The sequence below is a fragment of the Falsiroseomonas selenitidurans genome (assembly GCF_012103215.1).
Taxonomy (GTDB): domain Bacteria; phylum Pseudomonadota; class Alphaproteobacteria; order Acetobacterales; family Acetobacteraceae; genus Falsiroseomonas; species Falsiroseomonas selenitidurans.
Genome location: NZ_JAAVNE010000064.1, coordinates 1 through 26,207, shown reverse-complemented (window position 1 = coordinate 26,207; position 26,207 = coordinate 1). Strand labels below are relative to the sequence as shown.

Genomic DNA, 26,207 nt, shown 5'->3' with positions numbered 1-26,207 from the left:
GCCCCTGCGACCTGGAACTGGAGCAGGTGGCGGCGCTGGCGGCCGAGGAGGGTCCGGTGCAGAGCCTCGGCGCCTGGGGCTGCCTTGCCACGCCGCGCCACGCGCTGGCGATCGCCTATGCCGGCCAGGCGGAGCCGCTGGAGGTGCCCTGGCAACCCGGCGAGCCGGCGGCGGCGATCGCCGCGCGCTTCGATGCGCTGCACGCCGCCCAGCGCGGCCACGCCCCGGGCGGGGCGCGCCGCATCCTGGCGGTGCGCAGCCTGGCGGAGGCCGCGCTGGCACCACCGCCGCCGCCGCCACCAGCGGCCTGGACCACACGGCGGCACCTGGCGGATGGCACGACGCTGCTGGATGGCCCCGGCGCCACCCTGCGCATCCCGCCGGGCTGGGGCGCCGCCCCGAGAGCGGACGGGGCGATGCTGCTCGAGCCGCTGGCATGAGGAACGGTGCCGCAAGCCTGGCCGAGGCCGCCGCCCGGGACATTCTGCGCCTGGCGCTGGAAGGCGTCGCCGACCGGATGCAGGACAGCCTGCTGGCCACCGCGCTGTCCCCCGTGGCGCGGGAGGGAATGGACTGCGCCGCCGCGCTGTTCCTGCCGGATGGCCGCGTGCTGGCGCAGGCCCGGTCGCTGCCGCTGCTGCTCGGCGGCATGATCCCGGCCATCGCCGCCCTGGCCCGCGCCTTCCCGCCCGAGACCCTGGCGGAGGGCGACGGGCTGCTGCTGAACGATCCCTGGTCCGGCGGCACGCATCTGCCGGACCTGATCGTGGCGCGCCCGATCTTCGCCGAGCGCCGTGTCGTGGCTTTTGCCGCCACCATCCTGCACCACCAGGATGTCGGCGGCATCGCCCCCGGCTCCGTGCCGCCGGATGCGGACAGCGTGTTCCAGGAAGGTCTCCGCCTGCCGCCCGTGAAATGGCGCCATGCGGGGGTGGAGGATGCGGGCATCGCCGCCATCCTTGCCGCCAATACCCGCACCCCCGCCATGCTGACCGGCGACCTCGCCGCGCAATGGGCCGCCGTTTCGCTGGCGGCGCGGGAGGTGGCGGGGCTGGCCGCCGCCCTGGGCGAGGCGGCCTTCGCCGAGGGCTGCGCCGCCCTGCTGGCGGAGGCGCGCTGCCTGCTGAGCACCGCCCTGGCCGGGCTGCCGGAAGGCGCCGCCAGCGCCGAGGATGCGCTGGAAGGCGATGGCCGCAGCAGCGGGCCGGTGAAGCTGCGCGTCACCCTGCGCCGACTGCCCGGGCCGCGGCTGGCGGTGGATTTCACCGGCTCCGCCCCGCAGACCGCCGGGCCGGTGAATGCCGCGCCGTCCGGCCTGCTGGCCGCCTGCTTCTGCCTGCTGCGCCGCATCGCGCCGGAGGCACCGGCCAATCACGGCCTGCTGGAACTGCTGGACCTGCACCTGCCGGAGGGCAGCGTGGTCAATCCGCGCTTGCCGGCCGCGGTGAATGCCCGCACGGCGACGGTGAAGCTCGCCACCAACGCGCTGTTCGCGGCCCTCGCCCGGCTTTCCCCCGCCCCGGCCGGGGCGCCCAATGCGGGTGTGGCGGTGGTGCTGTCCATCGGTGGCACGGATGCGATGGGGCGGCGCTGGATCTTCACGGAGATCGTCGCCGGCGGCGCCGGCGGGCGGCCGGACGGGCCCGGCCTGCCGGGGATCTCGGCCGATGTCTCCAACGCCCGCAACCTGCCGGCGGAGATGCTGGAAGGCGTGGCGCCGGTGCGGGTGGAAGCGATCGAGCGGCGGCGCGGCTCCGGCGGCGCCGGGCTGCATCCGGGCGGCGACGGCGTCAGGCGGGTCTACCGTCTGCTGTCCGGCACGGCGGAGATCTCCTATCGCGGCGAACGGCACCTGGCCGGCGCGCCCGGCGCGCAGGGCGGCTGCCCCGGCGCGCCGGCGGCGGCGCGGCTGGTGCGGCTGGACGGCACACCCCATCCCCTGCCGTCGAAGGCGCGAATCGCCTGGGCAGCGGGGGAACGCTTCATCCTCGAAACCGCGGGCGGGGGCGGCTGGGGCCCCGCGCAACAACAGGGAGACTGCACATGACCCTCACCCGACGCGGCCTGGCGGCCGGCCTTGGCATGGCGCTGGCCATGCCCGCCCTGGCGACCCGGGCCCTGGCGCAGGGGCCGGCATGGCCCAGCCGCACCCTTCGCATCGTCGTCCCCTTCCCCCCCGGCGGCAGCACGGACAGCCTGGCGAGGCGCCTGGCGGAGAAGCTGACCGCGACGCTGGGCCAGACCGTGGTGGTGGAAAACCGCCCCGGCGCCGGCGGCACGGTGGGCGCCGACCTGGTGGCGAAATCGGCGCCGGACGGCCACACGCTGCTGATGGGCGTCACCGGCAGCAATGCCATCGCCGGCAGCCTGTTCCGCAACCTGCCCTACGACCCGGCCAATTCCTTCGCCCCGGTCTCCCGCGTCGTCTCCGCGCCGCTGATCCTGGTGGTGAACAAGGACCAGCCGATCCAGGACCTGGCCGGCTTCATCGCCGCGGCGAAGTCGGCGAATGGCGGGCTGACCTATGCGACGCCGGGCAATGGCACCTCCATGCACCTGACCGGCGTGATGTTCGGCCAGGCGGCGAAGGTGGAGCTGACGCATGTGCCCTATCGTGGATCGGCGCAGGCGCTGACCGACCTGATCGGTGGCCAGGTGCAGTCCAGCTTCGCGGATTTCCTGGTGGCGCTGCCGCAGGTGCGCGCCGGCGCGCTGCGCCCCCTCGCCGTCACCTCCCCCACCCGCCACGCCCTGCTGCCGCAGGTGCCGACGATGGCGGAGGCCGGGCTGCCGGGCTTCGCCGCCACCTCCTGGCAGGGGCTGTTCGCCCCTGCCGGCACGCCGGCCCCGGTGCTGGCGAAGCTGCATGCGGAGGTCGCCCGCGCCATGGCCTCGCCCGAGATCAAGGACAGCTTCGCCGCCCAGGGCTTCACCGTCGAAGCCACCACCCCGGCCGAATTCGACGCCTTCATCCGGGCGGAGGTGGCGAAATGGGCCGTGGTGGTGCGCGAGGGGCGGATCTCGCTGGATTGAGGCGCCGCGGCCGGTCCCGGGCGTCGCCGGCTGCGGCCGGGGCGACGCCCGCGGCCGGCCGGACGCCTACAGGATGCGCCAGGCCAGGCGCAGCGCGATGGCCAGCAGGCAGGCGGCGAAGGCGGCGCGCAGCACGGACTGGCTGAGCCGCGTCGCCCAGCGCGCCGCCATCGGGGCCACCAGCATCGCCGGCACCGCCAGCAGCGCCGCCGCCACCAGGCTGACATGGCCGAGCGCGTCGGCCGGCAGGCCGGGCCGTCCCCAGCCGGCCAGCGCGTAGCCCAGCACCGCCGGCGCCGCCACCACCAGGTTGAACACCGCGCCCGCCCCCACCGCGCGCGGCAGCGGCACGCCAAACAGCCCCAGCACCGGCCCGCTCAGCGTGCCGGCGCCGACGCCGAGCAGGGTGGAGGCCAGGCCGATCGCCGCGGGCACCAGCCAGCCCAGCCGCCCGCGTGGCGGTGCCGCCGCCAGCAGCACCCGGTTGCCCGCCACCACCGCCGCGGCCAGCGCCAGGGCCAGCAGCGCGAAGGCGGCCAGCGCCACGGTGGTGGGCACGAAGGGCGCCAGGGCCAGCCCGAGCAGCCCGCCCAGCAGCGTCGCCGGCAGCCAGGCGCGCAGAATGCCGCGATCGATGGTGCCGGCCCCGGCATGCGCCCAGGCGGCGGAGGCTGCCGCCAGCACCACCACGGCCTGTGCGGTGCCGATGGCGAGCCCGGTGGCATCGGCCGCGGCCAGTTGCGGCCGGGCGAGGATCTCCAGCAGCACCGGCACGGCGATGATGCCGCCACCGATGCCGAGCAGGCCGCCGATCGCGCCGATCAGCCCGCCGGCGAGGAGAAGAACCAGGACGCCCGTCGGGCTGTAGGCAAGGAAAAGGGACATGGCCGCATCAGCCTGCCCCGATCCGCCGCGCCTGGCCAGGAAGCGGCACCGGATTCTTCTTGCATATTGTTCGATGTCGAATAATAAAGTTCGACATCGAACATTAGAGGAGGCTCGACCATGTCCCCACCCCGCCGCCAGATCCTGCGCGCCGCCGGCCTGCTGCTGGTGCCGCTGGGCGCCCGCGGCCAGCTGGTGCAGGCCGACCCCGCCGCGCCCTGGGCCGAGGCGCCGCTGGCCCGCGCGTATCCGGACCCGCGCCTCCGCGCCCTGGCCTGGGCGGTGCTGGCGCCCAACCCGCACAACCGGCAGCCCTGGATCGCGGAACTGCCCACCGCCGCGCCGGACACCGTGCTGCTGCGCTGCGACCTGGACCGGCGCCTGCCGGTGACGGACCCGTTCGACCGGCAGATCACCATCGGCCTCGGCGCCTTCGCCGAGTTGTTCCGGATGGCGGCCGCCGCCGAGGGGCTGGGGATGGAGTTGGTGCCCTTCCCGGAAGGCGAGCCGCAGCCGCGTCTGGATGGCAGGCCGGTGGTCCGGCTGCGGTTGACCCCCGGAGGGGTTGCGGACCCGCTGTTCGCCCAGGCGGCGGCCCGGCGTTCCGCCAAGCGGCCCTATGACATGGCCCGCCCGGTGCCGGCCGAGGCGCTCGCCGCCCTGGCCGCCGCCGTCGCGCCGCCGACGCGCTTCGCCGCCACCACGGCGCCCGGCCGCGTTGCCGCGCTGCGCGACCTGGCCTGGCGCGCCTGGCAGGTGGAGGCGACGACGCCGGCGGCGCATGGGGAAAGCGTGGCGCTGATGCGCCTGGGGCGCGCGGCGGTGGCGGCGCAGCCGGACGGCATCAGCCTGTATGGCCCGGGGCTGGAGGAAGGCGTCGCGGCCGGCCAGATCACGCCGGAGGCGATGTTGCCCGGCCGGCCGGGCTACGACATGATGGTGCAGCGCTACCGCCCGATGCTGGCGGCAACGCCCGCCTATGTCTGGACCACCACGCCGGGCAACAGCCGGGCGGAGGCGCTGGCGGCGGGGCGCGACTGGCTGCGCCTCAATCTGGCGGCCACCGCCGCAGGCCTGTCGCTGCACCCGGTCAGCCAGGCCCTGCAGGAGTTTCCCGAGATGGAGGGTCCCTATCGCGAGGCACAGGCGGAACTCGGCGAGGGTGGCGTGGTGCAGATGCTGGGCCGGCTGGGCTATGGCCCGCCCGTGCCGCCGACGCCGCGCTGGCCCGCCACCAGCCGGATCCGTGCCGCGTGAGGTGGGGCTTCATGGACCAGACCCGATGAACCAGGCCGCGTGACCGAACCTGCCGACCCGCCGATCTTCGCCCTGCTGACGGAGATCGGCATCATCGAGCATCTGGCCCGCAACCGGGCGGAACGGGCGCTGCCGGAAGGGCTGCGCCTGTCCCACTTCGTGGTGCTGAACCATCTGGTGCGGCTGGGCGATGGCCGCAGCCTGGCGCGCATCGCCCGCGCCGTGCAGGTGGAACGCCCGGCGATGACCAACACCATCCAGAAGCTGGAGGCGCGCGGCCTGGTGCGCGGCGCGCCGGACCCGCGGGATGGCCGCGGCAAGCTGGTCTTCCTGACCGAGGCCGGCCGGGCGATGCGGGCGCGCGCCGTCGCCACCATGGAGTCCGCCATCGCCCCGGTGCCGCATGGTCTCTCCGCCCCGGAGATCGAGGCGCTGCTGGCGCCGCTGCGCCGCCTGCGCAGCGCGCTGGACCGCGCGCGGGATGCCGATCCGGACCTTCAGCCGTAGCGGGTGGCGCCCCAGAAGCCGGGCGGGGTGGCGGTCATGGCTTCGAGGCCGGTGCGGGCCAGCGCCAGGCCGATCTCCCGCGTCGCATCCTCCATCACCGCCTCCTCCGCCACCGTCAGCACGCGGCGGCCCTGCATCAGCACGCGGCCACCCACCATCACCGTGTCGACGTCGGCGGCGACGGCGAAGCACACCAGGCGATACAGCGGCATGTCGCCGGGCCAGAGATGCGGCTTGCGCAGGTCCACCAGCGTGATGTCGGCGCGCTTGCCCGGCGCCAGGCTGCCGATCTCCGCCTCCATCCCCAGGGCCTTCGCCGCATCGCAGGTGATCATCTCCAGCGCCTTGCCGGGCGGCAGCACGCGGGCGTCGCGGAAATGCCGGCGGTGGTAGTGCATCGCCTGGGTCATGTGGCGGAACATGTCGAAGCTGCGATCCGGCGCCGTGCCGTCCGAGCAGATGGCGACGGTGGCGCCGGCCTCCATCAGCTCGATCGCCGGGCAGCGGCCGATGATGGACATGTTGGCCGAGGGGTTGTGCGCGATCTTCGTGCCGGTCTCCGCCACCATGCGGATCTCGGCCTCGTCCAGGTCGATGCAATGCGACAGCAGCGCATCCGGCCCCAGCAGCCCCTGCGCCATGGCGTCGCGCACCGTGCCGCCCTTGTGGCCATCCTGGGTGAAGCCCACGCCACGGGCGCGCGACAGGGCGCGCACCTGCTTGGCGGCCTCCGGGTACAGCCCGGCATTCTCCGGCGTCAGCCCGTGCCGGCCGGGGTAGCCCACGGGCGCGCACAGCATGATCCGCACCGCGGCACCGTCCACGTCATGCAGCCGGTCGACCAGCGTGGCGCAGACCGCCAGCTGGTCCTCCAGCGCCACCTGGCGTTCGCGATGCGTCGCCCCGTCCCAGTCGAAGAAGCGGTTCGGGTAGGGTGGCGGGGAGACGCCGGGGCAGAGCACGCTGCGCACGCCGACGCGGCGATAGGCCGCCGCATGGGCTTCCGCATGCGCCGGGTCGTCGGTGCGGGAGCCATAGGCGCCGAAGATGGAAAGCCCGGTGGTGACGCCCGCCTTCAGCCGTTCCAGCGCCGCCAGCGCGCCATCGGCAGCCCAGAAATCCGGGGTGGCGCCGCGCGGGTAGAGGGTTTCCACCGCCTGGGTCCAGCGCCCGCCATCGCCGCCGCCCAGCGTCTTGACCAGCGTGTGCCCGGCATGGGCGTGGGCATCGACCAGCCCGGGCAGCACGGCCATGCCGCTTGCGTCGATCTCCGCCGTGCCGGGATGGGCTTCGCGCAGCGCGGCGGTGTCGCCAATGGCGGCGATGCGGTCGCCCGCCACCAGCACCGCGCCGCCCTCGATCACCCGGCGGGCGGCGTCCATGGTGACGACCAGCCCGTTCACGATCAGCCGCTTCGTCGCCATCCGCCATCCTCCCTTGCGGGCGAGATCAGGCCTCGCCCGGCGCCACCACATGGGTGGTCAGTTGCATCAGCCCCTCCAGCCCGGCGACGCAGACATCGCCCGGCTTCAGGTACAGCTCGGCCGCGTTGGGGTGGCCGATGGCCGTGCCGCGCGGCGCCCCGGTGGCAATGATGTCACCGACCTCGAAGGGCATGAAGCGGGTGAAATGCGCCAGGATGCCCTCGATCCGGTGGATGTATTCATTGGTGTTGACGCGCAGCCGGCGTTCGCCGTTCACGTCGCAGGTCAGCCACAGATCGTAGGGGTCCGCCACCTCGGCCAGCGGCACCACATAGGGGCCGACCGGGCAGAAGCCGGGCATGTTCTTCGAGACCCAGAACTTGGTGCCGGAGATCACCTCCTGCTTCTGGATCTCGCGCGCTGTCAGGTCATTGAGGACGGTGATGCCGCCGACATGGGCGCGCGCATTCTCGCGCGAAACGTGGAAGGCGCGCTTCGTCACCACGAAGGCCAGTTCCGGCTCGTAGTCGAAGGTGGTGATGCCCTCGGGGCGCACCACCCGCGCGCCCTGGCCGACCAGCGTCTCCGCCAGCTTGACGAACCCGGTCGGCTCCTGCGGGTCCTCCTTCAGCATGCCCTGCGCCACCAGCTCCGCCCGGTGGACCTTGCTGTTCTTGCCGACGCAGAAGATCTTCCCGGGCCGCGGGATGGGCGGCAGGACGTGGCAGGCCGACAGCGGGCGCGTTTGCGTGGCCGCGGCGATCATCGCCGCCAGCTCCGCCACCGGCAGCAGCAGGGCGCGGCCAATGTCCCAGTCCGGGCCATGGGTCGCCGAAAGGTCGCGCAGCGCATCGCCTTCCACCGCGCCGAGCCGCGGGCGCAGATCGCCCGCCGCGAGGAAGGTTGCCAGTCGGATCATGCGGGGACGCCTATTGCAGGGTGATGTTGCGGTCGCGGACGACGCGCTGCCACTTGGCGATGTCCGCGTCGATATAGCTGGTGAAGGCGGCCGGCGTCATCGGCTCCGGCTCCGCGCCCAGCGTCGCCAGGCGGTCCTTCGTGGCGGCCAGCGAAAGCCCGGCGGCGGCATCGGCGGAGACCTTGGCGGCCACCGCCGCCGGCATGCCACGCGGGCCGAACAGGCCGAACCAGCCCACCGCCGCATAGCCCGGAAGGCCGGTGGTGCTGGCGGGCGGGATGCCGGGCAGCAGGGCGCTCGGCCGTTCCGAGGTCAGGGCAAGGTTCACCACCTGGCCCGCGGCCACCGAGGCGGCCACCGTCTGCGGCGGGGCGAACATCAGGTGGATGCGCCCGGCGATCAGGTCCGTCAGCGCCGGGCCGGTGCCGCGATAGGGCACGTGCAGCATCTCGATCCCGGCCATGGCGGCGAACAGCTCCGCCGCCAGGTGGCTGGCCGCGCCGGTACCGCTGCTGCCGAAGGTGAATTCGCCCGGCCGCTGCTTCGCCAGCGCGATCAGCTCCGCCACATTCTTCGCGCCGAGGCCCGGATGCATGGCGATGACATAGGCCGGCGCGGCGATCAGGCTGATCGGCGTCAGGTGGTCCTGCACCGCGAAGGGCGTGCCGTCGCCGGCGCCAGCCAGGCCCATGATGCCGCCGGTGGAGGTGACCATCAGCGTGTAGCCGTCCGGCTGCGCGCGCTGCACCGCCTGCAGCCCGATGCGCCCGGCACCGCCGCCGCGATTCTCCACCACCACGCTCTGCCGCCACTGTTCCTGGAAATGCTGCGCCAGGATGCGGGCCAGCACATCCGTGCCGCCGCCGGGCGGGAAGGGCACCACGATGGTCACGGTGCGGGACGGGTAGCCGCCCTGGGCGCGGACCAGGCCCGGCGTGGCCAGCAGCGGGGCGGCGCCCAGCCCGGCCGCGAGACCGGTGAGCAGCGATCGGCGGGTGGTCATTGTGCAATTCTCCCCCAATGCGGGCCAATTTCACATGCAACCGTGGCAAGGCCAAGGGGGTGACGCCCCGGCCGGCTATGCGTAGTCTCCCGCCGTCCCGCGGAGACCCCGTCCATGAAGCTGTATTACTCGCCCGGCGCCTGCTCCCTCGGCATCCACATCATCCTGGAGGAGATCGGCAAGCCCTACGACCTCTCGCTGGTGGCGCTGAAGGAAGGCGCGCAGCACAAGCCGGACTTCGTGGCGGTGAACCCGAAATCGAAGGTCCCGGCGCTGGACCGCGGCGATGGGCGGGTGCTGACCGAATTCCCGGTGATCGCCTGGTGGCTCGGCAAGTCCAACCCCGAGGCCGGGCTGATGCCCACGGATTTCGAGGCGGAGACCCGCTGCCTGGAGATGCTGGACTATGTCTGCGGCACCATCCACCCGCAGGGCTTCACCCGGCAGTTCCGCGCCGCCAACTTCACCCCCACCGAGGCGGACCAGCCCAAGGTGGTGGAGCAGGGCAAGACCCTGGCCGCCAAGTACTTCGAGACGCTGGAGAAGAACTGGACCGGCGGCACCTACGTCCTGGCCTCCGGCTATTCCGTGGCCGATGCGGCGCTGTTCTTCGTGGAATACTGGGCGACCCGTCGCTCCGGCATGACGCTGCCGCCGCAGCTCGCCAAGCACCTGGACGCGATGCTGGCGCGCCCGGCGGTGCAGCGGGCGCTGCAGCAGGAAGGCCTGCCGGCCTGAGGCCCGGGCGATGACCCTCACCCCGACCCCCTTCTGGTTCCTGCGCCATGGCGAGACCGACTGGAACGCCCAGGGCCTGTCGCAGGGCCGCACCGACATCCCGCTGAACCAGGTGGGAGAGGCGCAGGCGGCGCGTGCCGCCCGCACCATCCTGCCCATCGGCATCGCCAGCATCGTCGCCTCCCCGCTGCTGCGGGCACGGCGGACGGCGGAGGTGACGGCGGCCGCGCTCGGCCTGGAGGTGGCGCTGGACGAGGATCTGGCGGAGGTCGATTTCGGCAGCCAGGAGGGCCTGCCGATGGGCGACTGGTACGATGACTGGATCGCCGGCGACTATACGCCGGAGGGCGCGGAGAGCTTCGCCGCTCTGCGCGAGCGGGCCGTGCGCGGCGTGAACCGCGCGCTGGCGCGCCCGGGGCCGGTGCTGGTGGTGGCGCATGGCGCGCTGTTCCGGGCGCTGCGCCAGGCGGCGGGGCTGGAGGCGAATGTGCGCACGCCCAACGCGCTGCCGCTGCTGCTGGAGCCACCCGGGCCGGCCGACACGGCGTGGCGCATCACCCCGGCGCTGCTGGCGCCGGAGGCGTAGCGGCCCGCCGGGCGGGCCGGCTGCGCGGAACCGTTGCGCCGGCGCGGCTTGCGCCGCGCCGGCCGCGCATGGGAAGGACAGCTGGCGGGCCGCGGGGCATGGGGTTCCGCGGCGGGATCGCACCGCCAGGGAACTGGATACAGGGATGTCGGACCGGGCCCCGCCCGAGAGCGGCGGCGAACTGCGCCGCCGGCTGCGCCAGCAGCAGCTGATCTCCGCCTTCGGGCGGGAAGCGCTGCGCGGGCCGGAACTCGCCCCGCTGCTGCAGGAAGCCGCATGCGTGGCGGCCGAGGGGCTGGGCACCGATCTGGCGAAGGTGCTGCAGCACCTGCCCGGGGAATCGGCGCTGTTGATCGTGGCCGCGGTGGGTTGGCAGTCCGAGGTGGTCGGTATCATCCGCTTCGGCGCCGACCTCGGCTCCCCCGCAGGCTACGCGCTGCAGACGGGCGCCCCGGTGATCTCCAACCATCTCGGCCGCGAAGGGCGGTTCCGCACGCCGCAGCTCATGCGGGACCACGGCGTGCGCCGCGCGGTGAACGTGCTGATCCGCGGCGAGGCCGGTGCGCCGCCCTTCGGCGTGCTGGAGGTGGACAGCCGCGACGCGGCGGAAGCCTTTTCCGAAAGCGATGTCGATTTCCTGCAGGCCCTGGCCAATGTCGTGGGCCTGGCCATCGACCGCGACCGCGACCGCCGCGACCGCGACCTGCTGACCCGCGAGGCGCATCACCGGGTGAAGAACAGCCTGCAGATCGCCCAGACCCTGCTGCGCTTGCAATTGCGGGAGGTGGAGGACCCGGAGGCCCGGCGGCAACTCGAACAGGCGGCGCGGCGCATCATGACCATCGGCGCGGTGCATGAGCGCCTGTTCTCCGGCCCCGCCATCGGCCAGGTGGCGGTCGGCACCTATCTGCGCGGCCTGATGGAGGATCTGCGCAGCTCGATCGGCATGCAGGATGGCGACCGGCCGCTGGAACTGCACGTCTCGGCGCGCAGCGAGATGGCGGTCTGGGACGGCGACCGGGTGACGAATCTGGGGCTGGTGGCGACGGAGCTGGTGACCAACGCCTTCAAATATGGCCGCGGGCCCGTGGTGGTGGCGCTGGACGTGCAGCCGGACGGCGCCGGGACCATGACGGTGACGGATGGCGGCGATGGCCCGGCGCGGGACTTCGAGAAGCGGCGCGGCGGCGGCCTTGGCATGCGCATCCTGGCCACGCTGCTGCGCGGCGGCGGGCTGACGCCGGAATGGCTGCCGGGCGGCGGCTTCCGCTTCATCGCCCGGCTGCCGGCCCCGCCGGGCGCCGGAGCCGAAAAGGGCCTGCCGGGCTCGGGCCCGGATGAGGGCCTGCCGGGCTCGGGTCCGGACGCGGCCCCGCCCGGCGTCAGGCAGTAGCAGGGGCTGTCGCGCCCCGCCCACCGCCGGCACCATGCCGGCGCCTCGTCCGGAGCCCGCGCATGACCACCCGCCCCCGCACCATCCTCGTCACCGGCGCCGCCAGCGGCATCGGTGCCGCCTGCTGCCGGGCGCTGGCCGGGCCCGGCACCGCCATCCTGGTGCACACGCGCCGGAATGCGGAGGGCGCGGCGCGGACGGCGGCGGCGGTGTGCGCGGCCGGCGGGCTGGCCGAGGTGGCGCTGGGCGACATTGCCGACCCGGCGCTGCCCGCGGCGCTGGTGGACCAGGCGGTGGCGCGCTTCGGCGGGCTGGACGGCGTGGTGGCCAATGCCGGCTTCGCCGACCGCACGCCGGTGGCAGCCTTGAGCGATGCGGCCTTCGCGCAGTCCCTGGACACGGTGCTGTGGGCCTTCCTGCGCCTGGCGCGCGCGGCGCTGCCGGTGCTGGCGCAGGGCCGGGCGCCGCGGCTGGTGGCGATCTCCTCCTTCGTCGCGCATGTCTTCCGCACCGACGCCACGCTGTTTCCCGCCACGGCGGCGGCCAAGGCGGGGGTGGAGGCGCTGGTGCGGGCGCTGGCGGTGGAAGCCGCCGGCAGCGGCACGACGGTGAACGCGGTCGCGCCCGGCTTCACGCAGAAGGATGCCAGCGGCCATTCGGCGATGACGCCGGCACAATGGGATGCGGTGCGCGCGCGCATCCCGCTCGGCCGGCTGGGCACGCCGGCGGAGGTGGCGGCGGCGGTGGCCTTCCTGGCCTCGCCCGGCGCCGGCTACATCACCGGCCAGGTGCTGCACGTGAATGGCGGGCTGGTCTGATCGCGGATCCCGGTGGTCGTGACCTTCCACCGCCGGCTCGGCTGCGCGCCACCCGGCGCGGCGGCCCTTCGGCCGCCCTGGGCGGGCGCAGCTTCCCATCGGCGGGATCTGGCAGGCGCCGCCGAAGTTCCGCCCGGCCCACGGCCCGCCCCACGGCGCCGGGCGGTCACGCTGTTGTTGCCCGCGTCCGGCCCATGGCGGCAGTTCTCGTCCCTGTGAGCGTTATCATGTAGACTCGGTTGGCGCCGCATGCCGGCCTCGCGCCGCCGATCCGTTCCTGCCCTGCCCGCCCCCCCACATGAGGATCTTCCCCTGGCCCCCGCGCCACGACGCTTCCCGATCGTTGGGATCGGCGCCTCCGCCGGAGGTGTCCAGGCGTTGCAGGCGCTTTTCCGGGCCATGCCCGACCCGCCGCCGCCGATCGCCTTCGTGGTGGTGACGCATCTGGGGCCGACGCATGAAAGCGCGTTGCCCTCGATCCTGGCCGAGTGCACCACCATGCCGGTCCACCCGGCCGGCCATGGCCATGCGGTGCAGCCGGGGCATGTGCATGTGCTGCCGCGCAACGCGATCATCACCATCGAGGGGGGGCGGCTGGTGCTGCGGGACCAGGCCGCGGACCTGCCGCGGGAACGGCATCCCATCGACGTCTTCCTTGTCTCCCTCGCCGCGGACCAGCAGGACCATGCCGGCGGCGTGGTGCTGTCCGGCAGCGGCAATGACGGGACGCTGGGGCTGAAGGCCATCCGCGAGGCCGGCGGCTTCACCATGGCCCAGGGCGCCGTGCAGGAGCCGAAGGGCCATCCGGAAATGCCGGACAGCGCCATCGCCGGCGGCGGTGTGCTGGTGACGACCCCGGTGGAGGAGATGCCGGCACGGCTGGCGGATTTCGCGGCCTCGCTCGGCCGTGCCGATCCCGAGTCGCCGCCAGGGGCGGCGGTGGCGGAGGCCACCATCGGCGCGCTGCAGGCAGAGATCGCCGGCATCCTGCGCGAGAGCGTCGGCCACGATTTCTCCGGCTACAAGGACAAGACCTTCTTCCGCCGCGTCCAGCGCCGCATCCAGGTGCTGCGCCTGCCGGACATCCCCGCCTATCTGGCGGTGCTGCGGTCCGATGCGCAGGAGGCGCGCCACCTGTTCGAGGACCTGCTGATCGGCGTGACCGGCTTCTTCCGCGACCCCCAGGCCTTCGAGGCGCTGGCCGAGCGGGTGATCCCGGCGCTGTTCCAGGACCGTGGCCCGACGGAGACCATCCGCATCTGGGTGCCGGGCTGCGCGACGGGCGAGGAAGCCTATTCCATCGCGATCCTGCTGCGGGAATGGATGCGGGCGCATCCGGGGGGCGCGCGGGTGCAGATCTTCGCCACCGATATCGACGAGGCGGCGCTGACCATCGCGCGGCGCGGCCACTACCCGGCGCCGCTGCTGGGCAATGTCAGCGCCGAGCGGCTTGCCCGCTTCTTCGTCCAGGGCGCGGCAAGCCACGACGTGGCGAAGGAACTGCGCGACATCTGCGTCTTTTCGCCGCACAGCCTGATCGCCGACCCGCCGTTTTCCCGCATCGACATGGTGTGCTGCCGGAACCTGCTGATCTACCTCGGGTCGGCGCTGCAGGACCGGGCCATGTCGCTGTTCCACTATGCGCTGCGGCCGGGCGGCTTCCTGTTCCTCGGCATCTCCGAGACGCTGTCGCGCCACGCGGAGATGTATGTGCCGGAGGACAAGGTCCACCGCATCTACCGGCGGCGGGAGGAGGCCGCGCTGCCCGTCCGGGTGTCGCCGGCCGTGCTCGGCCTGGCGGCCACCTGGCCGGCGCGCCAGGCACGGGCGCAGGACCTTCCCGCCACCCGTCCCGGTCTTCGCCAGACGCTGGAAGCGGCGATCGTCGAGACGGTGGTGCCGCCGCATGTGGTCCTGACGCGGGACGGCGACGTGGTGTTCCAGTCCGCCCATCTCGGCAAGTACCTGGAGCCCGCCACCGGAGCGCCGAGCCGACAGGTCTTCGCCATGGCCCGGATGGGCCTTCGCGTCGCCCTGCGCAGCGCCCTGCGGGAGGCCGCCGAGACCGGCGCGCGGGCGGTGCGGCCGCGTCTCGAAATCGGCGTGGACGACCGGCGCCAGGTGATCGCCCTCTCGGTGGAGCCGCTGGCCGGGAGCAAGGGGGCGGAGCCGCTCTACGTCGCGCTGTTCTCCGACATCGGGCCGCCCCAGCCGGGACAGGACATCGGCGCCGGGCTGGTGGCGGAGGACGACGACAGCGGCGCCACGGAGCTGGCCGGCGAGCTGCGCGACACGCGCGAGAAGCTGCTGGCGATCACGGAGGAATACGAGGCGGCGACCGAGGAGCTGACCTCCGCCAACGAGGAGATGGTCTCGGTCAACGAGGAGCTGCAGTCGACCAACGAGGAGCTCGAGACCTCGAAGGAGGAGCTGCAGTCGGTCAACGAGGAATTGCGGGCGACGAATTTCGAGCTGCTGGCCAAGGTCGAGGAACTCGACCGCGCGAATGCCGACCTGCGCAACCTGTTCGACAGCACGCAGATCGCGACGCTGTTCCTGGACCGGCACCTGCTGATCCGCAGCTTCACCCCGGCCGTCACCACCATCTTCAACCTCGTTGCCGCCGACCGCGGCCGGCCGATCATGGATTTCACCAGCCGTCTCGACGGCGTCAGCATGCGGCGGGAGACGCGCCAGGCCCTGGAGAGCCGGGAGCCGGTGGAGCGCCGCGTCACCGCCCGCGACGGCACGGTGCACTACCTGATGCGGATGCTGCCCTACCGCACCACGGATGGCACGATCGACGGGCTGGTGCTGACCTTCTTCGACATCACCAAGGTGGTGGAGGGGGAGGTGCTCGGCACCATGGTGCACGAGCTGAACCACCGGGTGCGCAACATGCTCCAGGTGGTGAATGCGGTCGCTGCCAGCACGCTGCGGCGCGCCATCTCGTTGCCCGACTTCGCCGAGGCCTTCACCGGCCGCCTCAAGGCGCTGGGACGGGCGCATGAGCTGCTGGCGCAGAAGGGCTGGACCGCCGTCGACCTGAAGACGCTGATCGAGAAGGAGATCGAGCCCTATCTGGACCATCCGCGCCGCGCCGGGCTGGTGGGCCCGGCGGTGCTGCTGACCTCGAAGGCGGCGCTGGCGCTGGGGATGGTGCTGCACGAGCTGGCGACCAACGCCACCAAGCACGGGGCGCTCTCGAACGCCGTCGGGCGCATCGACGTGGCCTGGTCCATCGAGGGACCGGCCCTGGCGCAGGTGCTGGTGCTCCGCTGGGCGGAGCAGGGCGGACCGCCGCAGGCCGTGGTGCCGGCGCGGCGCGGCTTCGGCACCGAACTCATCGGCCGGCTGCTGAAATACGATCTCGGCGGCACGATGAACACCACCGCCACGGATCTCGGCCGGGTGGTGACGCTGCATGTGCCGCTCGGCACGGCACGGGCCGACTGGATGCGGGTGCCGGCCGCGCCGCCGGCCGATTGACGGGCGCCGGCGGGGCTGCCTTGCTGGCGCGGCAATCGAGGGAAACGCCACCATGATCCATGTGCTCGCCTTCATCACCACCAGGCCCGGGATGCGCGATGCCGTGCTGGCCGCGATGCGCGCCAACATCCCCGCCGTGCTGGCCGAGGAGGGCTGCCTCGAATACGGCCCGGCGATCGATGCGGAAGGCATCGGCGCGATCCAGACCGCCATCGGGCCGGACAGCTTCGTGGTGGTGGAAAAGTGGTCGAGCGCCGCGACGCTGGCCGCCCACGGCGCGGCGCCGCACATGAAGGCCTATGGCGCGGCAGTGAAGGACATGGTCGCCAGCCGGGTGATCCATGTGCTGAGCCCGGCGGGCTGAAGGCGCTTTCCGGCGGCGGCCGGCGCTCCCCAACCCCGGCCGGGAAGCGCGCGGCAGCCGGGCAGCAGGGACGGGATCCGGTTCAGCCCCGCGGCGCCTCCATCAGCAGCCGCACCGCCTGCGCCAGCTCCGCCAGCCGGTAGGGTTTCTGCAGCAGCTGGAACCCGCGCGCCAGGTCGTCCGCCTCCACCATCGCCAGCTCATGGTAGCCGGAGGAGAACAGCACCCGCAGCCCGGGCCACAGGGCCCGGGCCTGCCGCGCAAGCTGGTGGCCGTTCAGCGTGCCGGGCATGATGAGGTCGGTGATCAGCAGGTCCGGCGGCGGCCCTGCCTGCAGCCGGGTCAGCGCCGCTTCCCCGTCCGGCGCGATCCGCACCTCGTAGCCGAGTCGGCCGAGCTGGGCCGCCGTGGTCCGGCGCAGCGCCGGATCGTCCTCCACCAGCAGGATCACCCCCTGGCCGCAGGGCATCGCCGCCTCCGCCGCGTCGGCCGCCGCCACCTCCGGCGCCTGCACCGCGTGCGGCAGGTACAGCGTCACGCAGGTGCCACGGCCCGGCTCCGTCTCCAGCCGCACATGGCCCTTCGACTGGCTGACGAAGCCGAACACCATGCTGAGGCCGAGCCCACTGCCGCGGCCGAATTCCTTGGTGGTGAAGAAGGGCTCGAAGGCGCGCGCCGCCACGGCGCGGCTCATCCCCATGCCGGTGTCGCGCACCGCGATGACGACGTAATCCCCCGGCGGGATGTCCGGCCCCGAGCCGGGCTCCGGCTCCGCCGGGTGGTGCAGCAGCGCAGTCTCGATGCACAGCTCGCCGCCCTCCGGCATCGCGTCCCGCGCGTTGATGCACAGGTTGAGCACGGCGTTCTCCAGCTGCGGGCCATCCACCAGGGCGTGCGCATGGCCGCCCTGGGCGATGAAGCGCACGGTGACGGCGGCGCCGATCAGCCGGCGCAGCAGCGGCTCCACCCCCGCCAGCAGCTGGTTCACATCCAGCACCTGCGGCGCCAGCGGGTGCAGCCGCGCGAAGGTCAGCAGCCGCCCGGTCAGCGCCGCGCCGCGTTCGGCCGCGGCCAGGATCACCTCCAGCGGGCCCAGCAGATCCGGCCGGTTCGGCAGATCATCGGCCAGCAGCTCGGCATTGCCGATGATGACCGCGAGCAGGTTGTTGAAATCATGCGCCACGCCGCCGGTCAGGCGGCCCAGCGCGTCGAGCCGCTGCGACTGGCGGATCTGGTCCTCCATCGCCCGCTGCTGGGTCACGTCCACCAGGCTGCCCACCATGCGCTGCGGCACGCCCTCCCCGTCGCGGATGACATGGCCGCGGTCCAGCACCAGCGCCAGGCCGCCATCCGCCCGGCGCATCCGGTATTCCTCCTGCCAGGCGCTGCCCGCCTGCAGCACGGCGCGGCGCCCTTGCAGCACGCGGGGCGCATCCTCCGGCGCCAGCAGCGATTCCCACCAGCCGGGCGGCGTCGGGTCGGGCGGGTGATGGCCGAACTGCGCCAGCATCCCGTCGCTCCACCACACGCGCTGCGCGTGCAGATCCCAGTCCCACACCGTCTCCGCCGTCGCCTGCGCCACCAGGCGGAAGCGCTGCTCGTTCAGCGTCACGGCCTCGGCGTCCAGCAGGCGGCGCAGCATCGGGCGCAGCGCGCCGGCGACGCAGGCCATCATCTCCGCCAGCGCCGGCAGATGCGGCGTGCCGGGGGCGAAGCTGACCCCGAAGGCATAGCGTTCCGATCCGAGCGAGATCGGCGTGACGATGTTGGCGCCCACCTGCTGGTGGACGGACAGGCTGATGGCCGGGTAGCGCTGGCGCACCTCCGCGGTGATCTCCGGCATCACCACCTGCTCGCCGGCCAGCGCCACCTGCCCGACCAGGGAATTGTCCACCCGCACCACGGTGCGGCGCAGATGCTCCAGATAGGCCGTGGTCAGCTCCGGCGTCCGCGCCTGCCCGGCCACCAGATGCATGTTCACCCGGTCCGGTGCCAGGCGGAAGAACAGGCACAGCATGCAGTCCGTGGCGTCGCGCAGCACCGCCATCGCGCGCTCCACCGCCGCGGCGAAGCCCGGCGCCTCCGCAGCCTCCCACAGCAGGCGCTTGCACAGTTCCAGCCATTCGAGGTTCTGCTGGCGCTGCACCGCATCCACCGCCATGGCGGCCAGATCGGCCAGCATGGCCTGTTCCCTGGGCGACAGGGCGGCGCGTGGGCGGTCATCGCGCAGCCAGAAGGTCCCCAGAAGGTCGCTGCCGCGGCCGGTCAGCGGCACGTCCTGCGCGAAGCCGGCGCCGGCTGGCGGCGGTGCCGCCTCGCCGAGCACGCAGCCGGCCCCGGCCACGCCGAGCCCGTGCCGGGCGAGCCGGGCGATACGCTCCAGCACCGCGTCCAGTTTCGGCGTGACCAGGGCCAGCGGTGCGGCCGCCGGGGCGACGTCCTGCTCCCGGAATTCAGGGGTCGATGGGATTCGCATTGCGCTGACCATACGCCAGAATGGCGGCGTTCACACCGGCGGGCGGAGAATCCCGGATCGGCAGTCGGGGCCAGCAGGGCAGGCATCGCGGCCCCATCGGCAGGGGCGGGCGCGGGCCTGCGGCCCCGCCGGCGAAGCGGCGGGGCCATCGGGTCACGTCGGCGTCAGACCGAGTAGTACATCTCGAACTCGACCGGGTGCGGCGTGTGCTCGAACTTGTACACCTCGCCCCACTTCAGCTCGATGTAGCTCTCGATCTGGTCCTTGGTGAACACGTCGCCGGCCAGCAGGAACTCGTGGTCGGCGGCCAGTGCACCCAGCGCCTCGCGCAGCGAACCGCACACCGTCGGGATGCCCTTCAGCTCCTCCGGCGGCAGGTCGTAGAGGTCCTTGTCCATGGCATCGCCCGGATGGATCTTGTTCTTGATGCCATCGAGGCCGGCCATGAGCATGGCGGAGAAGGCGAGGTAGGGGTTAGCACCCGGATCCGGGAAGCGGACCTCGACGCGCTTGGCCTTCGGGTTCGTCGCATAGGGGATGCGGCAGGAGGCGGAGCGATTGCGGGCCGAATAGGCCAGCAGCACGGGGGCCTCGAAGCCCGGGATCAGGCGCTTGTAGGAGTTGGTGGTGGGGTTGGTGAAGGCGTTCAGCGCCTTGGCGTGCTTGATGATGCCGCCGATGTAGTACAGCGCCATCTCGGACAGGTCGGCATAGCCGTTGCCCGCGAACACCGGCTTGCCGGCCTTCCAGATCGACTGGTGCACATGCATGCCGCTGCCGTTGTCGCCGTAGATCGGCTTCGGCATGAAGGTCGCGGTCTTGCCGTAGCTGTGCGCCACGTTGTGCACGCAGTACTTGTAGATCTGCATATGGTCGGCCTGCTGCACCAGCGGGCCGAACTTGGTGCCCAGCTCATGCTGGGACTGCGCCACCTCGTGGTGGTGCTTCTCGATCGCCAGGCCCATCTCGCCCATCGTCGACAGCATCTCGGCGCGCAGGTCGCCCTCGCTGTCCACCGGCGGCACCGGGAAATAGCCGCCCTTGACCACCGGGCGGTGGCCCATGTTGCCCTCCGGGTAGTCCTTCAGGCTGGCGCCCGGGCCCTCGATGCTGTCGAGCTGGTAGATGCCGTAGTTGCCGCCGGTGCCGAACTTCACGCTGTCGAACACGAAGAACTCGGCCTCCGGGCCAAAGAACGCCGTGTCGCCGATGCCGGTGGACTTCAGATAGGCCTCGGCCCGCTTCGCCGTGCTGCGCGGGTCGCGGGAGTACATCTGGCCCGTCGACGGTTCCACGATGTCGCAGAACAGGATCATCTGCGGCTTGGCCGCGAAGGGATCCATCACGGCCGTGGCCGGGTCCGGCATCAGGATCATGTCGGACTCGTTGATCGCCTTCCAGCCGGCGATGGAGGAGCCGTCGAACATGATGCCGTCGGCGAACACGTCCTCATCGATGGTGGAGACGTGCTGCGCGGTGTGCTGCCACTTGCCGCGCGGGTCGGTGAAACGGAAATCGACGTATTCGACGCTGTGCTCCTTGATCATTTCCATGACCTTGGAGACGGCGGCGTTGCTGCCCCCGGCTGCCGGCTTCTTCGCCATCGTGTGCGGTCCTGTCCCCTGATGATCCCCGGTCCCATTGCCACGCCACGGGGACCGGTCCCCGCCGCGCGTCCGGATGGCGCTTCGCCCACCAGGGGGCGCCCACGCCATCCGGCCAGCCTTCCCCGGCGATCGCCGGTCCGGCCCGTTTCGCCCGCCCCGCCCGATGGCGGCGCCTGGCGACAATCTAAACCGCGTCCTCGCCCCGTTCGCCGGTGCGGATGCGGATCACCTCCAGCACGTCGCTGACGAAGATCTTGCCATCGCCGATGCGCCCCGTGCGGGCCGCAGCCGTGATCGCCTCGATCGCGCGTTCCGCCAGATCATCCGGGCAGACCACCTCGATCTTCACCTTCGGCAGGAAGTCCACGACGTATTCGGCGCCTCGGTACAACTCCGTGTGGCCCTTCTGCCGCCCGAAGCCCTTGGCCTCCACCACGGTCAGCCCCTGCAGGCCGATCTCGTGCAACGCGTCCTTCACCTCATCGAGTTTGAAGGGCTTGATGATCGCCTCGATCTTCTTCATCGGCTCCGTCGCTCCGCATGCCGGCCCGGAAGCCGAGGCAAGCGCTGATTTCCTCCCGGTACCGCCGCGAAGGATGGCCCTGCGCCAACGGGGCGGCCCGGCCATCGGCTGCTGCCGGTCGCACCGCCGCTGCCCGTGTTGCATGGCGCGTGCCATCCGGGCAACGGCGCGCTCCATGGATTCTGACGGTGCCATGAACCGAAACGTCCTAATAGCAGGCAATCTGCCCAATTGAAAGGCAGGCATCCGCAGCCGTTGCGCCGCGGCCCGCCGCCCACCATCATCGCCGCCCCGCCGCGGCAGCCCGCTGCCTCGTGCCTCCGACACCACCCCGCCTAGACCCGCGAAAGAGCCTCCGTGAAACCCCAGAACGATCTGCTCTCCGCCACCGGCACCACCATCTTCACGGTGATGTCGGCGCTCGCCACGGACCATGGCGCGATCAACCTCGGCCAGGGCTTCCCGGATTATGACGGGCCGGAGGATGTGATCGAGGCCGCCGCCGCGGCGCTGAAGGATGGCCGCAACCAGTACCCGCCGATGTCCGGCCACCCGGACCTCCGCCAGGCCGTCGCCAGCGCCAACCGCCGCTTCTACGGGCTGGAGGTGGACCCGAATGCCGAGGTCATCGTCACCTCCGGCGCGACGGAGGCGATCACCGCCTGCCTGATGGCGGTGCTGAACCCCGGCGATGAATGCGTGCTGATCGAGCCGCTCTACGACACCTACCTGCCGGTGGTGAAGCTGCTGGGCGCGATCCCGCGCCTGGTCCGCCTGACCCCGCCGAAATGGGAACTTCCCCGGGCTGAACTCGCCGCGGCCTTCGGGCCGAAGACCAAGGCCATCCTGCTCAACACGCCGATGAACCCGACGGGCAAGGTCTTTACCCATGCCGAGCTGGCCTTCATCGCCGACCTGGTCGCGCGCCACGACTGCTATGCGATCTGCGACGAGGTGTATGAGCACCTGACCTTCGACGGCTGGAAGCATGTGCCGCTGATGACCCTGCCGGGGATGCGGGAGCGCTGCATGCGCGTGGGCTCCGCCGGCAAGACCTTCAGCCTGACCGGCTGGAAGATCGGCTACGTCACCTGCGACCGGACGCTCGCCGGCAACGTCGCCAAGGCGCACCAGAACCTGACCTTCACCACCGCGCCCAATCTGCAGCGCGGCATCGCCGTGGGCCTGGCCAAGGACGATGCCTATTTCGAGGGCCTGTCCGCCACCCTGCAGGCGAAGCGGGACCGGCTGGCGGCGGGGCTTTCGCGCCTGGGCTTCGGGGTGCTGCCGACCCAGGGCAGCTACTTCATCACCACGGATTTCCGGCCTTTGGGCTTCAACGGCGACGATGTGGCCTTCTGCCGCGCCCTGACGGTGGAAGCCAAGGTCACCGCCATCCCCGTCACCGCCTTCTACGCCAGCCAGGATGCGCCCAGCCACTACGCCCGATTCGCCTTCTGCAAGGGCGATGCGGTGCTGGACGCGGCGCTGGCGCGGATGGAGGCCTGGATCGCCACCCGCGGCGCCACCCGCGCCGCGGCCGCCGGCTGAATGCAACATGTGGCGCTGATGGCGGCGGCGGAGGCGGCGCGGGCCCATGCCCATGCGCCCTATTCCCGCTTCGCCGTCGGCGCCGCGCTGCTGTGCGCGGACGGCACGGTGCAGCCCGGCTGCAATGTGGAGAATGCCAGCTACGGCGCCACGCTCTGCGCCGAGCGCGTGGCGCTGGGGGCGGCGGTGGCGGCCGGGCAGCGGCGCTTCACCGCCATCGCGGTCGCCGGCCCCGCCGGCGTGGCGCTCAGCCCCTGCGGCATCTGCCGCCAGGTGCTGGCCGAGTTCAGCCCGGATGGCGGGCTGCTGGTGTTGATGCGCGCTGCCGATGGCACGCCGCGCCAGGCCCGCCTCGCCGATCTCCTGCCCGACAGCTTCGGCCCCGACCAGCTTCGCACCGATTGACGCGACCCGGTGATGCGACCCGTTGACGCGACCGCCCCCCTCGCCTTATCACCCCCCGCCCGGGGGAAATCCCCGGCTGGTGGCGTGTGGCGGTCGTAGCTCAGCTGGTAGAGCGCCAGGTTGTGGTCTTGGATGTCGCGGGTTCGAGCCCCGTCGATCGCCCATCTCCCCCCGATCGGGGGCACACCCACCAGGGATGAAACACCATGCAGATCCGTCTTGATGGCCGCACCGCGCTGATCACCGGGGGGTCGAAGGGCCTTGGCCTCGCCATCGCCGAAAGCTACGTGGAATCCGGCGCCGCCGTGGCCCTGGTCGCCCGCGGCGCGGAGGCGCTGGCCGCCGCCCGGGCGCACATCACCGGGAAGTTCCAGGGCGCCCGGGTCGCCGCCATCGCGGCGGATGTCGGCACCGCGGAAGGCTGCGTCCGCGCCGCCGCGGAAGCCGTCGCGGCACTCGGCCCGATCGACATCCTGGTGAACAATGCCGGCACCAGCCAGCGCGGCCCCTTCATGCAGGTGGACGATGCGCTGTGGCAGGCCGACCTGGACCTGAAGCTGTTCGCCGCCATCCGCCTGACCCGCGCCGTCTGGCCGGGCATGCAGGAGCGCGGCTGGGGCCGCATCATCAACGTGCTGAACATCGGCGCCAAGGCGCCGCCGGCGCAGGGCGCGCCCACCGCCGTCTCCCGCGCCGCGGGCATGGCGCTGACCAAGGTCCTGGCCGGCGAGGGCGCGCCGCACGGCATCCTGGTGAATGCCATGCTGGTCGGCATCATCGAGAGCGACCAATGGGTGCGCCGCCATGCCGCCGACAAGCGCGGCCTGACGTGGGAGGATTGGAAGGCGGAACAGGGCAAGGGCGTGCCGCTGGGCCGCATCGGCCGCGCCGAGGAATTCGCCGCCGTGGCGACGCTGCTGGCCTCCGACCAGGGCGGCTACGTCACCGGCACCGCCATCAATGTCGATGGCGGGCGCAGCCCGGTGGTCTGAGCCCGTTCCGGCCTGACCGGCGAAGGGCATGGCGATCCTGGCGATCCTCGGCGGGCTGCTGCTGCTGGCCGCCGTCTTCGGGCCGACACTCTGGGTCCGCCATGTGCTGGCGGCGGCCGGGGCCGCCGCGCCCCGACCTGCCGGGCACCGGCGCAGACCTGGCGCGGCACCTGCTGGACGAGGCCGGGCTGCAGGCGGTGCGGGTGGAGCCCTCCGCCCAGGGCGACCATTACGACCCGGAAGCCCGCGCCGTGCGCCTGGCACCGGAACGCCATGATGGCCGCTCCGTCGCCGCCGTGGCCGTCGCGGCGCATGAAGTGGCGCATGCGGTGCAGCATGCCTGGGGGGAGGCCGGCTTCCGCCGCCGCCAGGCGCTGGTCCGCCTGCTGCTGCCGCTGCAGCGCGGCGCGCAGATCCTGATGATCGCGGCGCCGCTGCTGCTGCTGGCCTTCCGCGCCCCGGTGCCGCCGCTGCTGGTCATCGGCCTGGCGGTGGCGCTGCTGGCCGGGCGGGTGGCGGTGCATGCGGTGACCCTGCCGGTGGAATTCGACGCCAGCTTCGGCAAGGCGCTGCCGGTGCTGCAGCGCGGCGGCTACCTGGCACCGGCGGACCTGCCGCAGGCGCGGCGCGTGCTGCGCGCGGCGGCGCTGACCTATGTCGCCGCGGCGCTGCTCACCCTGCTCGACATCGCCCGATGGTTCCGCCGCTGAGGCGCGGGGGTGGGAAGCGCCGGATTGTCATGCTAGAGACTTTCAGGCCTTGCGGCTTCGCAAGGCGACTCGGAAAATGCGTTGAAACAATAGGCTGGAGCCGTTTCGCCGTCTTCGCTTTGGGTGAAGCGGCTCTCGCCCGCGGCCTGATCCAAGGGGGTGCCGCACATGGCTCGTGAACTCACCGTCGCAATCGCCGGCCTCGGCGCCATCGGCCTCCACCTGGCCCGTGCGCTGGATGCGGGGGTGGAGGGCTTGCGCCTGGTGGCCGTCGCGGCGCGCGACCAGGCCAAGGCGCAGGCCAACCTGGCCGGCTTCCGCAACCCCCCGGCGCTGGTCGGGCTGGCCGAGCTGGCCCAGGCCGATGTGGTGGTGGAAGCCGCTCCCGCCGCGGTGTTCGAACAGGTGGCCGTTGCCGCCATCGAGGCCGGGCGCATCTTCGTCCCCTCCTCCGTCGGCGCGCTGCTGCCGCGGATGCATCTGGTGGCACGGGCGCGGGAGACCGGGGCGCGAATCGTCGTGCCGACCGGCGCGCTGCTGGGGCTGGACGCCGTGCGGGCCGCGGCGGAAGGCGCGGTGGCCTCCGTCGCCATCGAGACGCGCAAGCCGCCGCGCGGCCTCCTGGGCGCGCCCTATCTCGACCAGCACGGCATCGACGTGGCGGCGATCACCGAGCCGACCCTGATCTTCGAGGGCAATGCCTTCGACGCCGCCCAGGGCTTCCCGGCCAATGTGAACGTGGCCGCCGCCCTGGCCCTGGCCGGCATCGGGCCGGAACGCACCACGGTGCGGATCTGGGCGGACACCACCGTGACCCGCAACACCCACACCATCCGCGTGGAAGCCGCCAGCGCCCGGCTGACCATGACCATCGAGAACGTGCCGAGCGAGGAGAACCCGCGCACCGGCAAGATCACCCCGCTGTCCATCCTGGCCTGCCTGCGCGGCCTGACCAGCACGCTGAAGGTGGGCAGCTGAGGCAGGGGCCGCGCCCGGCCCTGCACCAGGCGCCGGCCCGGCCTCAGCCCGGGGCGCGTTCCGCCGACAGCATCGCCGCCACCGCCGCGTCGAAGCCCGCCAGCGGGATGGGCAGGGCCAGCGCCTCGCGCCGCGCCGCCACCACGAAGCTCAGCTTCAGCGTGGTGCCGGCGCGCAGCGTCGCCAGCACCGCGTCGGTGACCGCCACCGCGACATAAAGCCCGGCGGCGTCGCTGGCCTGGAAGGGCAGGCGCTGCGCCGCCGCCTCATCCACCTGCCAGCCGAGGCCGGCCGGCAGGAAGGCGCCATGGGGGATCTGGAACAGCAGGGTGAGGGAGCGCGATTCGCGCTGCCGCGTCAGCACCACGCCGGCCAGCGGCGGGCCATCGGCACGGGCCAGGATGCGGGTCGCCACCTGGCAGTCGCGGGGCGCTGCCTCGCGCGGCTCGGCGCAGGCCATGCGCCAGCCCGGGCCGGCGGCGCCGGGTTGGGCGGGTGCCTGGGGCGGCGGGGGCGGCACGGGCTGTGCCGCCGCCGGCAAGGCGGCGG

24 protein-coding genes and 1 tRNA gene are annotated in these 26,207 nt (G+C 72.8%); 17 read left to right on the top strand and 8 right to left on the bottom strand.

Annotated features, from left to right (window positions below):
* The 3 genes from HEQ75_RS24770 to HEQ75_RS24760 all read left to right on the top strand — a co-directional run.
* A partial coding sequence (locus HEQ75_RS24770; RefSeq protein WP_209318766.1) for a hypothetical protein occupies positions 1 to 440 on the top strand: 440 nt, incomplete at its 5' end.
* Positions 437 to 2,047: a hydantoinase B/oxoprolinase family protein gene (locus tag HEQ75_RS24765; protein WP_168034810.1), complete on the top strand. Its 1,611-nt coding sequence runs from the start codon at positions 437 to 439 to the stop codon at positions 2,045 to 2,047. The genes HEQ75_RS24770 and HEQ75_RS24765, both read left to right, overlap by 4 nt.
* Positions 2,044 to 3,033 (top strand): Bug family tripartite tricarboxylate transporter substrate binding protein, encoded by a 990-nt coding sequence (locus HEQ75_RS24760; RefSeq protein WP_168034809.1) that lies wholly within the window; start codon positions 2,044 to 2,046, stop codon positions 3,031 to 3,033. Before HEQ75_RS24765 ends, HEQ75_RS24760 begins: the two co-directional genes overlap by 4 nt.
* A 66-nt stretch (positions 3,034 to 3,099) precedes the next feature.
* Here the strand turns inward: HEQ75_RS24760 and HEQ75_RS24755 are convergent, their stop codons facing one another.
* Positions 3,100 to 3,918 carry a TSUP family transporter gene (locus tag HEQ75_RS24755; protein WP_168034808.1) on the bottom strand — a complete coding sequence of 273 codons (819 nt, stop codon included), beginning with the start codon at positions 3,916 to 3,918 and terminating at the stop codon, positions 3,100 to 3,102.
* Between the two features lie 120 nt (positions 3,919 to 4,038).
* On the opposite strand from HEQ75_RS24755, the gene HEQ75_RS24750 reads away from it, so the two are divergent.
* The gene (locus HEQ75_RS24750) at positions 4,039 to 5,175 is read left to right on the top strand and encodes an Acg family FMN-binding oxidoreductase (protein WP_168034807.1); all 1,137 of its coding nucleotides are present in this window, start codon (positions 4,039 to 4,041) and stop codon (positions 5,173 to 5,175) included.
* Positions 5,176 to 5,214: 39 nt separating this feature from the next.
* A complete protein-coding gene (locus HEQ75_RS24745; RefSeq protein WP_168034806.1) occupies positions 5,215 to 5,682 on the top strand; it encodes a MarR family winged helix-turn-helix transcriptional regulator in 468 nt (155 codons plus the stop codon).
* On the opposite strand, the gene HEQ75_RS24740 is transcribed toward HEQ75_RS24745, so the two are convergent.
* The 3 genes from HEQ75_RS24740 to HEQ75_RS24730 are packed head-to-tail and all read right to left on the bottom strand — an operon-like array spanning position 5,673 to position 9,028.
* Complete coding sequence (locus HEQ75_RS24740; protein ID WP_168034805.1) at positions 5,673 to 7,106, bottom strand: amidohydrolase family protein; 1,434 nt, start codon at positions 7,104 to 7,106, stop codon at positions 5,673 to 5,675. The genes HEQ75_RS24745 and HEQ75_RS24740 overlap by 10 nt on opposite strands.
* A gap of 25 nt (positions 7,107 to 7,131) precedes the next feature.
* On the bottom strand, positions 7,132 to 8,025 hold the full coding sequence (locus tag HEQ75_RS24735) for a fumarylacetoacetate hydrolase family protein (protein ID WP_168034804.1): 894 nt from the start codon (positions 8,023 to 8,025) through the stop codon (positions 7,132 to 7,134).
* 10 nt (positions 8,026 to 8,035) lie between these two features.
* Complete coding sequence (locus HEQ75_RS24730) at positions 8,036 to 9,028, bottom strand: Bug family tripartite tricarboxylate transporter substrate binding protein (RefSeq protein ID WP_168034803.1); 993 nt, start codon at positions 9,026 to 9,028, stop codon at positions 8,036 to 8,038.
* Between the two features lie 114 nt (positions 9,029 to 9,142).
* On the opposite strand from HEQ75_RS24730, the gene HEQ75_RS24725 reads away from it, so the two are divergent.
* From HEQ75_RS24725 to HEQ75_RS24700, 6 genes are all read left to right on the top strand, one after another.
* Positions 9,143 to 9,766 (top strand): glutathione S-transferase family protein, encoded by a 624-nt coding sequence (locus HEQ75_RS24725; RefSeq protein ID WP_168034802.1) that lies wholly within the window; start codon positions 9,143 to 9,145, stop codon positions 9,764 to 9,766.
* A gap of 10 nt (positions 9,767 to 9,776) precedes the next feature.
* Positions 9,777 to 10,352 carry a histidine phosphatase family protein gene (locus HEQ75_RS24720; RefSeq protein WP_168034801.1) on the top strand — a complete coding sequence of 192 codons (576 nt, stop codon included), beginning with the start codon at positions 9,777 to 9,779 and terminating at the stop codon, positions 10,350 to 10,352.
* Positions 10,353 to 10,497: 145 nt separating this feature from the next.
* Positions 10,498 to 11,745 (top strand): sensor histidine kinase, encoded by a 1,248-nt coding sequence (locus HEQ75_RS24715; RefSeq protein ID WP_168034800.1) that lies wholly within the window; start codon positions 10,498 to 10,500, stop codon positions 11,743 to 11,745.
* Positions 11,746 to 11,807: 62 nt separating this feature from the next.
* Positions 11,808 to 12,563 (top strand): SDR family NAD(P)-dependent oxidoreductase, encoded by a 756-nt coding sequence (locus HEQ75_RS24710; protein ID WP_168034799.1) that lies wholly within the window; start codon positions 11,808 to 11,810, stop codon positions 12,561 to 12,563.
* A 249-nt stretch (positions 12,564 to 12,812) separates the two neighbouring features.
* On the top strand, positions 12,813 to 16,052 hold the full coding sequence (locus HEQ75_RS24705; RefSeq protein WP_268887810.1) for a CheR family methyltransferase: 3,240 nt from the start codon (positions 12,813 to 12,815) through the stop codon (positions 16,050 to 16,052).
* Positions 16,053 to 16,104: 52 nt separating this feature from the next.
* A complete protein-coding gene (locus HEQ75_RS24700; protein ID WP_168034797.1) occupies positions 16,105 to 16,416 on the top strand; it encodes a putative quinol monooxygenase in 312 nt (103 codons plus the stop codon).
* Positions 16,417 to 16,498: 82 nt separating this feature from the next.
* Here HEQ75_RS24700 and HEQ75_RS24695 read toward each other — a convergent pair whose 3' ends face one another.
* The 3 genes from HEQ75_RS24695 to HEQ75_RS24685 form a co-directional block, all read right to left on the bottom strand.
* The gene (locus HEQ75_RS24695; protein WP_168034796.1) at positions 16,499 to 18,892 is read right to left on the bottom strand and encodes a PAS domain-containing hybrid sensor histidine kinase/response regulator; all 2,394 of its coding nucleotides are present in this window, start codon (positions 18,890 to 18,892) and stop codon (positions 16,499 to 16,501) included.
* Between the two features lie 164 nt (positions 18,893 to 19,056).
* Positions 19,057 to 20,496 (bottom strand): type I glutamate--ammonia ligase, encoded by a 1,440-nt coding sequence (gene glnA, locus HEQ75_RS24690; protein ID WP_168034795.1) that lies wholly within the window; start codon positions 20,494 to 20,496, stop codon positions 19,057 to 19,059.
* A gap of 187 nt (positions 20,497 to 20,683) precedes the next feature.
* The gene (locus tag HEQ75_RS24685) at positions 20,684 to 21,022 is read right to left on the bottom strand and encodes a P-II family nitrogen regulator (RefSeq protein ID WP_168034794.1); all 339 of its coding nucleotides are present in this window, start codon (positions 21,020 to 21,022) and stop codon (positions 20,684 to 20,686) included.
* Positions 21,023 to 21,379: 357 nt separating this feature from the next.
* On the opposite strand from HEQ75_RS24685, the gene HEQ75_RS24680 reads away from it, so the two are divergent.
* From HEQ75_RS24680 to HEQ75_RS24655, 6 genes are all read left to right on the top strand, one after another.
* The gene (locus HEQ75_RS24680) at positions 21,380 to 22,573 is read left to right on the top strand and encodes an aminotransferase (RefSeq protein ID WP_168034793.1); all 1,194 of its coding nucleotides are present in this window, start codon (positions 21,380 to 21,382) and stop codon (positions 22,571 to 22,573) included.
* Positions 22,574 to 22,978 (top strand): cytidine deaminase, encoded by a 405-nt coding sequence (locus HEQ75_RS24675; RefSeq protein WP_168034792.1) that lies wholly within the window; start codon positions 22,574 to 22,576, stop codon positions 22,976 to 22,978. It begins immediately after the preceding gene.
* An 89-nt stretch (positions 22,979 to 23,067) separates the two neighbouring features.
* A tRNA-His gene (locus HEQ75_RS24670) sits at positions 23,068 to 23,140 on the top strand.
* Between the two features lie 44 nt (positions 23,141 to 23,184).
* Positions 23,185 to 23,970 (top strand): SDR family NAD(P)-dependent oxidoreductase, encoded by a 786-nt coding sequence (locus HEQ75_RS24665; protein ID WP_168034791.1) that lies wholly within the window; start codon positions 23,185 to 23,187, stop codon positions 23,968 to 23,970.
* 101 nt (positions 23,971 to 24,071) lie between these two features.
* Positions 24,072 to 24,680 (top strand): zinc metallopeptidase, encoded by a 609-nt coding sequence (locus tag HEQ75_RS24660; RefSeq protein WP_209318765.1) that lies wholly within the window; start codon positions 24,072 to 24,074, stop codon positions 24,678 to 24,680.
* 168 nt (positions 24,681 to 24,848) lie between these two features.
* Entirely contained in the window at positions 24,849 to 25,658 is an 810-nt protein-coding gene (locus tag HEQ75_RS24655; RefSeq protein ID WP_168034790.1) for an aspartate dehydrogenase, read from the top strand.
* Between the two features lie 43 nt (positions 25,659 to 25,701).
* On the opposite strand, the gene HEQ75_RS24650 is transcribed toward HEQ75_RS24655, so the two are convergent.
* On the bottom strand, positions 25,702 to 26,207 hold a 506-nt coding region (locus HEQ75_RS24650), incomplete at its 5' end, for an invasion associated locus B family protein (protein WP_168034789.1).

Coding starts and splice junctions, on each gene's coding strand:
- HEQ75_RS24765 (WP_168034810.1), top strand. CDS start 437: ATGAGGAACGGTGCCGCAAGCCTGGCCGAGGCCGCCGCCCGGGACATT.
- HEQ75_RS24760 (WP_168034809.1), top strand. CDS start 2,044: ATGACCCTCACCCGACGCGGCCTGGCGGCCGGCCTTGGCATGGCGCTG.
- HEQ75_RS24755 (WP_168034808.1), bottom strand. CDS start 3,918: ATGTCCCTTTTCCTTGCCTACAGCCCGACGGGCGTCCTGGTTCTTCTC.
- HEQ75_RS24750 (WP_168034807.1), top strand. CDS start 4,039: ATGTCCCCACCCCGCCGCCAGATCCTGCGCGCCGCCGGCCTGCTGCTG.
- HEQ75_RS24740 (WP_168034805.1), bottom strand. CDS start 7,106: ATGGCGACGAAGCGGCTGATCGTGAACGGGCTGGTCGTCACCATGGAC.
- HEQ75_RS24735 (WP_168034804.1), bottom strand. CDS start 8,025: ATGATCCGACTGGCAACCTTCCTCGCGGCGGGCGATCTGCGCCCGCGG.
- HEQ75_RS24730 (WP_168034803.1), bottom strand. CDS start 9,028: ATGACCACCCGCCGATCGCTGCTCACCGGTCTCGCGGCCGGGCTGGGC.
- HEQ75_RS24725 (WP_168034802.1), top strand. CDS start 9,143: ATGAAGCTGTATTACTCGCCCGGCGCCTGCTCCCTCGGCATCCACATC.
- HEQ75_RS24720 (WP_168034801.1), top strand. CDS start 9,777: ATGACCCTCACCCCGACCCCCTTCTGGTTCCTGCGCCATGGCGAGACC.
- HEQ75_RS24715 (WP_168034800.1), top strand. CDS start 10,498: ATGTCGGACCGGGCCCCGCCCGAGAGCGGCGGCGAACTGCGCCGCCGG.
- HEQ75_RS24710 (WP_168034799.1), top strand. CDS start 11,808: ATGACCACCCGCCCCCGCACCATCCTCGTCACCGGCGCCGCCAGCGGC.
- HEQ75_RS24705 (WP_268887810.1), top strand. CDS start 12,813: ATGCCGGCCTCGCGCCGCCGATCCGTTCCTGCCCTGCCCGCCCCCCCA.
- HEQ75_RS24700 (WP_168034797.1), top strand. CDS start 16,105: ATGATCCATGTGCTCGCCTTCATCACCACCAGGCCCGGGATGCGCGAT.
- HEQ75_RS24695 (WP_168034796.1), bottom strand. CDS start 18,892: ATGCGAATCCCATCGACCCCTGAATTCCGGGAGCAGGACGTCGCCCCG.
- glnA (WP_168034795.1), bottom strand. CDS start 20,496: ATGGCGAAGAAGCCGGCAGCCGGGGGCAGCAACGCCGCCGTCTCCAAG.
- HEQ75_RS24685 (WP_168034794.1), bottom strand. CDS start 21,022: ATGAAGAAGATCGAGGCGATCATCAAGCCCTTCAAACTCGATGAGGTG.
- HEQ75_RS24675 (WP_168034792.1), top strand. CDS start 22,574: ATGCAACATGTGGCGCTGATGGCGGCGGCGGAGGCGGCGCGGGCCCAT.
- HEQ75_RS24665 (WP_168034791.1), top strand. CDS start 23,185: ATGCAGATCCGTCTTGATGGCCGCACCGCGCTGATCACCGGGGGGTCG.
- HEQ75_RS24660 (WP_209318765.1), top strand. CDS start 24,072: ATGTGCTGGCGGCGGCCGGGGCCGCCGCGCCCCGACCTGCCGGGCACC.
- HEQ75_RS24655 (WP_168034790.1), top strand. CDS start 24,849: ATGGCTCGTGAACTCACCGTCGCAATCGCCGGCCTCGGCGCCATCGGC.